Here is a 10,578-nt window from a genome sequence, read left to right on the forward strand (position 1 = left end):
ATGCCTTAATGTTTAATTTTTAAAGTTTAAAGTATTTTACTGCATCACAAACCTCATATTTAATGTTTGATAAATGGTTAGCTAATTGTTTACTCAATATAGGAATAATTTTCATTTCCTAACGCCATCTTATTCTGCATTGTTTTAGAATGTTTCTAAATAGTTTATTTATAGATATTTTGTCATTATCGTTTATAAATTGTACCTCATAATTAGATACTTTTGCAAGAAATTTAGATATAAATCCTAATCAAATGAGTGGTTTCGGAAATGCTTTTTCCTCTTCTATCGGAAAAAAATTTATTATGGGTGCTACAGGAATATTCCTGATACTCTTTTTAATTGTACACTGCGGTATTAATGCGTTGATATTTATCAATGATGGTGGTTTAACATTTAATACTGGTGCGCACTTTATGGCAACAAACTGGATTATCAGAGCTGGTGAAATTGTTTTGATGCTAGGGTTGCTTGCGCACATTTTTCAAGCGTTACGATTAACATTAGAAAACAACAAAGCTCGACCAATTAAATATGCTGTTACTAATGGTCAAGCTAATAGTAAGTGGTATAGCCGTTCAATGGGCTTGCTTGGTACATTATTGCTTATCTTTTTAGTTGTTCACTTAAAAGATTTTTGGGTAGTTTCTCGTTTTACCGGCATTCCTACTGTAGATGCTAACGGACATGAAGATTTATATGCGGTAATGAAAGATAAATTTCAAGATCCTCTTCGAGTTGGAATTTATCTTCTAGCAATGGTTTCCTTATGTTACCATTTACTGCATGGTTTTGCTTCGGCATTCCAAACTATGGGTTGGAATCACTCAAAATATAGCGGCATAATTAAGGGTGCTGGTGTTTGGTATTCTATTATTATTTCGATTTTATTTGCCGCGATGCCGATCGCATTTCACTTCGGTTTTATTCAATAATTTTAAGCACGAAAGATATGTCAGATATTAATTCAAATATACCGGAAGGCGAATTAACCAGTAAATGGACAAAATTTAAGTCGTCAGTGCCTTTGGTTAATCCATCAAATAAAAGAAGTATAGAAGTAATCGTTGTTGGTTCTGGTTTAGCTGGTGCTTCGGCTGCAGCTACTCTTGCCGAAATGGGTTACAAAGTTAAATGTTTTTGTTTTCAGGATTCTCCTCGTAGAGCGCACTCTATTGCAGCCCAAGGAGGTATTAATGCAGCAAAAAATTATCAAAATGATGGTGATAGCACTTATCGTTTATTTTATGATACCATAAAAGGGGGCGATTATCGCTCTCGCGAAGCTAACGTACATCGTTTAGCTGAAGTAAGTACAAATATTATCGACCAATGTGTGGCGCAAGGTGTACCTTTAGCCCGTGAATATGGTGGTTTGTTAGATAACCGTTCATTCGGTGGTACACAAGTTCAACGTACTTTTTACGCTGCTGGCCAAACTGGGCAACAATTATTATTAGGTGCATATTCTGCTCTTGAACGCCAAATTGGTATGGGTAAAGTAGAAATGTACACCCGCCACGAAATGCTTGAGGTTGTTAAAATTGATGGTAAAGCTCGTGGTATTATTGCTCGTAACTTAATTACTGGAGCTATCGAACGTCATTTCGGTCACGCAGTGGTTTTAGGAACCGGTGGTTATGGTAACGTATTTTACCTTTCTACTAATGCGATGGGAAGTAATGTTACAGCGGCCTGGAAGGCACACAAACAAGGCGCATATTTTGCAAATCCTTGCTATACGCAAATTCACCCAACTTGTATTCCTGTATCTGGCGATCATCAATCAAAATTAACCTTAATGTCTGAATCGTTACGTAACGATGGTCGTATTTGGGTTCCAAAAAAGAAGGATGATAACCGCAAGGCATCAGAAATTCCGGAAGATGAAAGAGATTATTACTTAGAACGTCGTTATCCTGCGTTTGGTAACTTAGTGCCTCGTGATGTTGCTTCTCGAGCAGCAAAAGAGCGTTGCGATGCTGGTTATGGTGTAGGTGCTTCTAAATTGGCTGTTTATCTAGATTTTAAGGCAAACACAGAACGTTACGGTAAAATCGAAGCTTCTAAAGCGGGTATCCATAATCCTGATAAAGAAACTTGCATGCGTTTAGGTACTGCTGTAATCAAAGAAAAATACGGTAACCTATTTGACATGTATGCTCAAATTACAGGAGAAAATCCGTACGAAACGCCAATGCGTATCTACCCTGCAGTACATTATACCATGGGTGGTTTATGGGTTGATTATAACTTAATGACATCAGTTCCTGGTTTGTATTGTACAGGTGAGGCTAATTTTTCTGATCATGGCGCCAACCGTTTGGGTGCATCGGCACTAATGCAAGGTTTGGCAGATGGTTATTTTGTTCTTCCTTACACAATTGGTGCATATTTATCTAATGAGATTTCTGTAAAAGCAATATCTACAGATCATCCGGCATTTGTTGAGGCAGAAGAAAGGGCGAAGAATATTTTAAATACGTTAATCAACATAAAAGGAACAAAATCTGTAGATCACTTCCATAAACGTTTGGGTCACATCATGTGGGAACAATGTGGTATGTCTCGTAGTGAAACAGGTTTAAAACAAGCGATTGAAGATATCAGAGCTTTGCGTGCTGAGTTTTGGAGCAATGTTCGTGTTCCGGGAACGGCAGATGAATTAAATACTGAATTGGAAAAAGCTGGTCGCGTTGCTGATTTTATTGAGCTTGGTGAATTGATGTGTATCGATGCATTGGATCGTAAAGAAAGCTGTGGTGGCCATTTCCGCGAAGAATATCAAACGGAAGAAGGTGAAGCATTACGTGATGATGTTAATTATGCTTACGTAGCGGCTTGGGAATTTAAAGAAGGTGTAAACTTCGAGCTTCATAAGGAAGAGTTGAAGTTTGAAAATATTAAAGTAGCACAAAGAAGTTATAAATAGATGTGAGAATTGAGATATGAGAAACTAGATATGAGATACGAGTTAAGGCGACTGCCTAATGCTCAAGTCTCACATCTCAAGTCTCGCATCTCAAGTCTAACGTCTCAAATCTCAATATCATGAGTACAGGAAATATGAACTTAACGCTAAAAGTTTGGCGTCAGAAAAATAACAAAACTGCAGGTGCTTTGGTTGATTATAAATTGGCTGAAATTTCACCGGATATGTCTTTTCTAGAGATGTTCGATGTTTTAAATGAGCAGTTAATTAACAAAGGTGAAGAGCCAGTTGTATTTGACCATGATTGCCGTGAAGGTATCTGCGGAATGTGTTCGATGTTTATTAATGGTCGCCCGCATGGTCCGAAAGACTTGGTTACAACTTGTCAGTTACACATGCGCTCTTTTAAAGATGGTGATACCATCGTTGTAGAGCCCTGGAGAGCTGCAGCTTTCCCTGTTGTTAAAGATTTAACTGTAGATCGTTCTGCATTTGATAGGGTTATTGCCGCTGGTGGTTTTATTTCGGTAAACACAGGTAATGCACAAGATGCAAACAGCTTGCCTATCCCTAAAATGCAGGCAGATGCAGCGTTTGAAGCAGCAGCTTGTATTGGTTGTGGTGCATGCGTTGCTACGTGTAAAAATGCTTCGGCAATGCTATTTGTTTCTGCTAAAATATCACAATTGGCTTTGTTGCCGCAAGGTCAGCCTGAGCGTTACCGTCGTGTACAAAGCATGGTTGCGCAAATGGATGCTGAAGGTTTTGGTAACTGTACCAATACTGGTGCTTGCGAAGCAGAATGCCCTAAAGGAATTTCGTTAGAAAACATTGCAAGAATGAATCGTGATTTTGCCTCTGCAAAATTCGTTTCAGAAGAAACAATTTAAAAATATACTGTGTATCCTGATGCAAATCGGGATTATTAAGCCTCAATTCGTTGGGGCTTTTTTTATGCCCTAAATATTTAGAGCTAAATTTGGAGGAATCCAAATCTAAAATTTAAATTTGTTTGTCATCATTGCAATATGTTAGAAACGGATAGACTTATTTTACAACCACTCAACCACAATCAGCTTTTAAAATACATTCAGAATGATAATTCGCTGGATGAGGAATTGAAACTTAAACCCTCTAATAAAGTTATTTCATCTTCACTAAAAAAAGCTTTAACGCAGACGATTTTGCCCAATGTAAATGATGGTAATAAAAATTATTTATTTAACACACTGTGGACTTTAATATCAAAAGCTGATAATATAATGATTGGCGATTTTTGTTTTGTTGGAGCGCCTGATGCTAATGGCGAATTGGAAATTGGGTATGGAACGTATGAGGAATTTCGAGGAAAGGGCTACATGACAGAAGCCGTAGCCAGGATGATAAAATGGGCGAAAGAACAAAAAACGGTAAATACCATTTCTGCATCAACAGAAATAGGCAATGTAGCTTCTTATTCGATTTTAGAGAAAAATAATTTTGTAAAAGTAGCAGAAGGCGAGGGCATGTTTACCTGGAAACTGGAACTTCGTTAAACTTCAATTTCAAATAAATTTAAACTAATGCCTTCGTAATGTTTCGGTAATCCTTCAGTTTGCTCCATTGTTACCGTACCAGCAAAATTGAAACCGCAACTTGTGTAATATTCGAAAAGCTTATCATTATCAGCCCAAGTGTCCATTCTAATAAATTTTATTCCATTTTTGGGAGCAAACAATTTTCCCCATTTAATAATTTCTTTTACGAAAGAATAGCCTCTGTAATTTGGATGGGTTACAATCCTGTGGATGTAAACGGAATCTTTATCTCTGTCTCCCCAAATTAATTTATCGTTAAAAGTTACTGCAAAAACACAAGCGACTTCATCATCAACTAGAATTTTGTATTGCCTGTTATCTGCAATTTCAGTTTCAATTAATGTTTTACTGAAACCTTGCCAGTGTTTATTGAATACTTTTTTCTGATGTTCTACCGCCATATCATAAAACTGAAATATGGTGTTTATATCTGATGGCTGGCTATTTAAAACTTGAATTTGCATGCCGCGAAGATAAGAATTCAGCATTGAATTATTGAGCCTGCGTAATTAGGTTTTAAGCTCCTCATGCTGATTTAGTTCAGCATCTTAAATGCTTTGCCGCTTTACTATTAATGCCCTGAAATAAATTTAGGGTGACGGCCGTTTGTGAATGGTGTTTCTATTTTGCGTTCGTCATGCTGAATTTAGTTCAGCATCTTAAATGCTTTGCCGCCTTACTATTAATGCCCTGAAATAAATTTAGGGTGACGGCCGGTTGCGAATGGTGTTTATATTTTTTGTTCGTCATGCTGAATTTATTTCAGCATCTTAAATGCGATATCGCCTTACTATTAAGACCCAGAAATAAATTCAGGGTGACGGCCGTTTGTGAATGGACTTAACAAAGAAGCAGGTCTGCATTTCCTTACGGAGTGCAGACCTGCTTTTCAAATTATTTTTACATCTAAATTTTGCTTTGACCTTAAGTCTTTCAGCTTTAACTTATTTCTGTCTGAAATAAATTTGGATTGGCGCTCCAGAAAAATCAAAATTTTCTCTTAGTTTGTTTTCGATAAAACGCTTGTACGGATCTTTAATGTACTGCGGTAAATTACAGAAGAATGCAAACATTGGTGAGGTTGCATTAATTTGAGTGATGTATTTTATCTTAATGTGCTTGCCTTTTAATGCAGGAGGTGGAAATTTCTCAATCAAAGGTAACATTACATCATTTAATTTTGATGTAGGTACTTTTTTGCTTCGGTTTTTATAAACTTCTAAACCAACTTCAATCGCTTTAAAAATACGTTGTTTGTTTAAAACAGAGGTAAATACTATTGGAACATCAGTAAATGGGCGAATGCGTTCGTGAATTTCTTCTTCAAAAGCCTTCATTGTTTGGGTGTTTTTCTCAATCAAATCCCATTTATTAACCAAAATAACGATACCTTTTTTGTTTTTTTCTGCAAGGTGGAAGATGTTAATGTCCTGGCTTTCTATACCTTCAACTGCATCAATCATTAATATTACCACATCAGCTTCTTCAATTGCTTTGATGGTACGCATTACCGAATAAAACTCGAGATTTTCTTTAACCTTGGTTTTTTTACGTAAACCTGCTGTATCGATTAGCATAAATTCATGACCAAACTGGTTGTAATGAATTTTTATGGAATCGCGGGTGGTACCAGCATTTGCAGTAACGATGTTACGTTCTTTACCAATCAATGCATTTACTAAAGATGATTTTCCAACATTCGGGCGACCAGCAATCGTAATTTTAGGTAATTGATTTTCTTCTTCTGGGATATCCTCAAAATGTTTTACAATTTCGTCCAACAACTCTCCGGTTCCAGAACCTGTCATTGATGATAACGGGAAAACTTCACCTAAGCCAAAACCGTAAAAAGTGCTGATTTCACTATGCAGTGCTGTATTATCAACTTTGTTGGCTGTTACAAATACAGGTTTATTACTGCGGCGTAAAACCTGAGCAATGTCATCATCTAAATCTGTAATGCCTGTTGTAACATCAACCATAAAGATAAGCACGCTGGCTTCTTCAATGGCAATAATTACCTGTTCGCGGATAGCAGCTTCATAAACATCTTCAGAGTTTGCAACATAACCACCGGTATCAATTACAGTAAATTGTCTGTCTGTCCATTCTGCGGTACCGTAATGTCTATCGCGGGTTACGCCGCTAATGTCATCAACAATTGCTTTACGACTTTCAGTTAATCGATTAAAAAGGGTGCTTTTGCCTACGTTTGGCCTGCCTACGATGGCTATAATGTTACTCATGGTATTGTTTATTGATAGTTAATGGCTTATAGTTAATGGTCGGGATGTTTAGGCAAGCTGCCTAAACGATTTGGCTATCAGCCATTGACTATCAACTACTAACCGATTTATTTCGGGCTGCAAAGGTACGGTTAATTATCGTAACCAAAGCTTTTTAGGTAGTTCTTTTTGCTTCTCCAGTCTGGAATAACTTTCACAAACATTTCTAAGAAAACTTTTGTGTCTAAAAATTTTTCTATTTCGATACGTGCTTCTGTTCCAACTTTTTTAAGCATACTACCGGCAGTGCCGATAAGAATATTTTTTTGTGAATCTCTTTCTACTACGATTTCTGCCGTGATTCTTATCATAGAACCCTTACCATTTTTCATTTCTTCCTCTTTAAAGCTTTTTACGATAACCTCTGTGCTGTAGGGAATTTCTTTCTGATAGTTTAAAAATATTTTTTCGCGAATGATTTCTGAAACAAAGAAACGCTCTGAGCGGTCGGTATATTCTTCTTTATCATAATAGGGTGGATGTTCTGGCAACATTTCCAATACTCTATCCAATAACCCATCCACATTGTGGTTGTGTAAAGCAGAGATGGCGTAAATAGCAACGGGATTTAACTTCTCTTGCCAGTACGCAATTTTCTCGTCAACCTGCTCTTGCAAAGCCTTATCTATTTTGTTTATCAGTACTATTGTTGGGATGTTTTTATTTAGGATTTTTTCCAAAACATCTTCTTCGTCGTGTGCTTCATTTATATCTGTTACGAACAAAAGTACGTCTGCATCGGTTAAAGATCCGTTAACGAAGCTCATCATACTCTCTTGTAAACTGTATTTTGGCTTAATTATACCCGGTGTATCAGAGAAAACTATCTGATAATCTTCCTCATTTACGATACCTAAAATGCGATGTCTGGTGGTTTGCGCCTTAGGCGTAATGATGCTAAGTCGCTCGCCTACAAGCACATTCATAAGAGTTGATTTACCAACATTTGGCTTACCTATGATACTAACAAAACCTGCTTTATGCGCCATTAAAATATTTATTAAAAAAAATTTGCAGCACAAAGAAACGAATTATATCTTTGCATTCCAATTCGGAAATAGAGTTAAGGATTTAATTCAGCATTAAAAACGAGTTGTATAGAGTGCGGGGTGGAGCAGTTGGTAGCTCGTCGGGCTCATAACCCGAAGGTCGCACGTTCGAGTCGTGTCCCCGCTACCACTAGAGTGGTAAGTTTTATGTAAAAAGTTATAGGTTAGGTTTAACTTACAACGTAAAACTTTAAACTTTAAGCTTGAAAATGGCCCGTTCGTCTAGGGGTGAGGACGCCAGATTTTCATTCTGGAAACAGGGGTTCGATTCCCCTACGGGCTACGAACCGCTTGAAAGTAAGGCGGTTTTTTTTATCAGTTTCAGTTCTGTAAAAATTGATGGTTGGTATTCCATAAAAATACAACATAATGCGGGGTGGAGCAGTTGGTAGCTCGTCGGGCTCATAACCCGAAGGTCGCACGTTCGAGTCGTGTCCCCGCTACCATTAGAGTGGTAAGTTCTAAGTATAAAGTGTTAAGTTAGGTCTAACTTACAACTTAAAACTTTCAACTTCAAACTTGAAGATGGCCCGCTCGTCTACCGGTTAGGACGCCAGATTTTCATTCTGGAAATAGGGGTTCGATTCCCCTGCGGGCTACGAGAATCAATATCAAATGATGTCAAAACCTTGCAAATCAAGCATTTGCAGGGTTTTTTATTAATATCAAAGTCGCAAAATATGCATCAAATCACAATAAAAATGTGTGAAATTCGGTGTGTATCAAAAATTGATATCAGTACGCACCGAATCATCTTCAACAAGCTGAACATCAACATGTTCAATCACCAAACATCTTGATAGAAGAGTTCTGCAATCTTACTTTTGTTTCACTCTAAGTAAGTAATTATGAAAAGTAATTTCCATCTGCTTTATTATCTAAGAAAGCAAAAAGTCTACAAAGGCGGCCCAAGGGTCATTTATCTACGTATAACCGTAGATGGTAAGCGGGCAGAAATGTCTATTGGCCGTGATTGTGAATCCGAAAAATGGAACAGCTCTGCAGGGCGTGCCATTGGCACAACTAAAGATGCCAAAATCCTCAACAGTTATCTTGATAGCCTTCGGTTCAAGATGAGAATGGCCCATCAGGCATTAATTGACTCTGGCATAGAGGTGACAGCAACCAGTTTGCAGGGACAGTTTACAGGCAAATCCGAAAAAAGCAGATATTTATTGTGCCTATTTGCGGAACATAATGCGAAGATGAAGGAATTAATCGGGAATGGCTTTGAAGCCAATACACTCAAAGGCTACGTTACATCTGAAAGACATTTAACAAATTTTATCCAAAAAAAATATCTACAGGATGACATTCAAATCAGTCAGCTGAATTTTGCTTTTATTAATGATTTTGAATATTATTTAAAAGCAGACTGTAAGTGCACAGGTGTATCTGCTGCAAAGTACATTAAACACCTTAAAAAGATCGTCAATCACTGCATAGCAAATGGTTGGTTGAAACAGGCACCTTTTATTGCATATAAATCTACAGCAAAGGCCAAAGAACGTACCTATCTGACCCGAGAGGAAGTAGATAAGATCTCAGCCAAAAAATTTACAATCAGTAGGTTAGAACAGGTCAGAGATATTTTCATTTTTTGTTGCTTTACGGGATTATCTTATGCTGACGTTAAGAAACTGAAACATTCAGAAATCGCTTTAGGAATGGATGGAGAAAAGTGGATATTTACCAAGAGACAAAAAACTGATACTTCATCCCATATACCAATTTTACCCGATGCACTTGAAATATTAAATCGCTATAAGGACAATCCTGAATGCGAAAGCAGAGGTTTGGTTTTGCCGGTATCAAGCAACCAGAAAGTAAATGCTTATTTAAAGGAAATCGCGGATATTTGTGGTATAGATAAACATTTGACCTTCCATCTGGCAAGACATACATTTGCAACCACAATAACGCTTTCAAATGGAGTGCCCATTGAGACAGTTAGTAGACTACTCGGACATACAGCATTGAAAACTACTCAGCACTATGCGAAAGTTCTTGACATTAAGGTTAGTCAGGATATGAGCAAGCTCAAGGAGCAGCTTAGGATTAGTTAGGGTCTGTTATTCTGGAATCGAACAAATGAAAGCCCAAATATCTTTTGTGGCTTTCAACTTCACTATGTGCTTTGAAATTGATTTCAACCAAATTTCACCAAAAACTGGTAAATATTTCAGAATATTAGTCTATTTAATGATTTTTCATATTTTTGCAATGATGAAAGGCTCAAGACAAGCACGTGTGGTACTGGTACAGTGGAAAAGATTCACTGGAATTGAATTGGATGTTTTTTCTAGTCTCAGAAACTTCTGCGACAGCTATCCCGATTATAGTTATCATACCATCAGTAACTACCTGTCAAAAAAGAAAGAGCCTTTTGAAAATGATCAGATACGAATCGAGCGGAAACCAGTTTTAGCGAAACTGTCTAGGCCCAACCTCCCTAAGAGCTTGTTCTGGGATATGAAGTATTCCAACATCAATTGGCAGCGTTCTTATCGGATTGTTATTGAAAGAGTGATAACAAGGGGCGAAGAAAATGATTGGGAGGAGCTTTTAAGATTCTATGGTCAGGAGAAAATCGTGGATACGCTGAAAAATGAAATTGCTTCTCTTCCCGAAATCATAATAGACAAAGTATGTAAATATTTCCAGTTGAATAAACATCAACTGAAATGCTATATAAAAATACCGTCACAACAAACACACTGGATTTAATCCGGAAA

Annotated in this window: 9 protein-coding genes and 4 tRNA genes; 10 read left to right on the forward strand and 3 right to left on the reverse strand. The window is 37.3% G+C overall.

Features of this window, described 5'->3' with window-relative positions; genetic code table 11:
* Positions 1–254 precede the first annotated feature (254 nt).
* From D7004_RS04925 to D7004_RS04940, 4 genes are all read left to right on the forward strand, one after another.
* Entirely contained in the window at positions 255–935 is a 681-nt protein-coding gene (locus tag D7004_RS04925; RefSeq protein ID WP_123204766.1) for a succinate dehydrogenase cytochrome b subunit, read from the forward strand.
* Between the two features lie 17 nt (positions 936–952).
* Positions 953–2,932 carry a fumarate reductase/succinate dehydrogenase flavoprotein subunit gene (locus D7004_RS04930; protein ID WP_123204767.1) on the forward strand — a complete coding sequence of 660 codons (1,980 nt, stop codon included), beginning with the start codon at positions 953–955 and terminating at the stop codon, positions 2,930–2,932.
* A gap of 119 nt (positions 2,933–3,051) precedes the next feature.
* The gene (locus tag D7004_RS04935) at positions 3,052–3,822 is read left to right on the forward strand and encodes a succinate dehydrogenase/fumarate reductase iron-sulfur subunit (RefSeq protein ID WP_123204768.1); all 771 of its coding nucleotides are present in this window, start codon (positions 3,052–3,054) and stop codon (positions 3,820–3,822) included.
* A 138-nt stretch (positions 3,823–3,960) separates the two neighbouring features.
* Entirely contained in the window at positions 3,961–4,467 is a 507-nt protein-coding gene (locus D7004_RS04940; protein WP_123204769.1) for a GNAT family N-acetyltransferase, read from the forward strand.
* Here the strand turns inward: D7004_RS04940 and D7004_RS04945 are convergent.
* The 3 genes from D7004_RS04945 to era form a co-directional block, all read right to left on the reverse strand.
* Positions 4,464–4,973, reverse strand: coding sequence for a GNAT family N-acetyltransferase (locus tag D7004_RS04945; RefSeq protein WP_208646791.1), 510 nt, complete (start codon positions 4,971–4,973; stop codon positions 4,464–4,466). The genes D7004_RS04940 and D7004_RS04945 overlap by 4 nt on opposite strands.
* 480 nt (positions 4,974–5,453) lie before the next feature.
* Positions 5,454–6,755 (reverse strand): ribosome biogenesis GTPase Der, encoded by a 1,302-nt coding sequence (gene der, locus D7004_RS04950; RefSeq protein WP_123204770.1) that lies wholly within the window; start codon positions 6,753–6,755, stop codon positions 5,454–5,456.
* 131 nt (positions 6,756–6,886) lie between these two features.
* On the reverse strand, positions 6,887–7,783 hold the full coding sequence (gene era / locus D7004_RS04955) for a GTPase Era (protein WP_123204771.1): 897 nt from the start codon (positions 7,781–7,783) through the stop codon (positions 6,887–6,889).
* Positions 7,784–7,897: 114 nt separating this feature from the next.
* Between era and D7004_RS04960 the strand changes: the two genes are divergently transcribed.
* From D7004_RS04960 to D7004_RS04985, 6 genes are all read left to right on the forward strand, one after another.
* Positions 7,898–7,973 (forward strand) — tRNA-Met (locus D7004_RS04960).
* A gap of 81 nt (positions 7,974–8,054) precedes the next feature.
* Positions 8,055–8,126: transfer RNA gene (locus tag D7004_RS04965), tRNA-Glu, on the forward strand.
* A gap of 87 nt (positions 8,127–8,213) precedes the next feature.
* Positions 8,214–8,289, forward strand: a tRNA-Met gene (locus D7004_RS04970).
* 81 nt (positions 8,290–8,370) lie between these two features.
* Positions 8,371–8,442: transfer RNA gene (locus D7004_RS04975), tRNA-Glu, on the forward strand.
* Between the two features lie 249 nt (positions 8,443–8,691).
* Positions 8,692–9,909 (forward strand): site-specific integrase, encoded by a 1,218-nt coding sequence (locus D7004_RS04980; RefSeq protein WP_123204772.1) that lies wholly within the window; start codon positions 8,692–8,694, stop codon positions 9,907–9,909.
* Positions 9,910–9,934: 25 nt separating this feature from the next.
* On the forward strand, positions 9,935–10,570 hold the full coding sequence (locus D7004_RS04985; RefSeq protein ID WP_148042761.1) for a DUF6922 domain-containing protein: 636 nt from the start codon (positions 9,935–9,937) through the stop codon (positions 10,568–10,570).
* Positions 10,571–10,578 lie beyond the last annotated feature (8 nt).

The organism is Pedobacter jejuensis, from assembly GCF_003725795.1.
Taxonomy (GTDB): domain Bacteria; phylum Bacteroidota; class Bacteroidia; order Sphingobacteriales; family Sphingobacteriaceae; genus Pedobacter; species Pedobacter jejuensis.

Coding starts and splice junctions, on each gene's coding strand:
- D7004_RS04925 (WP_123204766.1), top strand. CDS start 255: ATGAGTGGTTTCGGAAATGCTTTTTCCTCTTCTATCGGAAAAAAATTT.
- D7004_RS04930 (WP_123204767.1), top strand. CDS start 953: ATGTCAGATATTAATTCAAATATACCGGAAGGCGAATTAACCAGTAAA.
- D7004_RS04935 (WP_123204768.1), top strand. CDS start 3,052: ATGAGTACAGGAAATATGAACTTAACGCTAAAAGTTTGGCGTCAGAAA.
- D7004_RS04940 (WP_123204769.1), top strand. CDS start 3,961: ATGTTAGAAACGGATAGACTTATTTTACAACCACTCAACCACAATCAG.
- D7004_RS04945 (WP_208646791.1), bottom strand. CDS start 4,973: ATGCAAATTCAAGTTTTAAATAGCCAGCCATCAGATATAAACACCATA.
- der (WP_123204770.1), bottom strand. CDS start 6,755: ATGAGTAACATTATAGCCATCGTAGGCAGGCCAAACGTAGGCAAAAGC.
- era (WP_123204771.1), bottom strand. CDS start 7,783: ATGGCGCATAAAGCAGGTTTTGTTAGTATCATAGGTAAGCCAAATGTT.
- D7004_RS04980 (WP_123204772.1), top strand. CDS start 8,692: ATGAAAAGTAATTTCCATCTGCTTTATTATCTAAGAAAGCAAAAAGTC.
- D7004_RS04985 (WP_148042761.1), top strand. CDS start 9,935: ATGAAAGCCCAAATATCTTTTGTGGCTTTCAACTTCACTATGTGCTTT.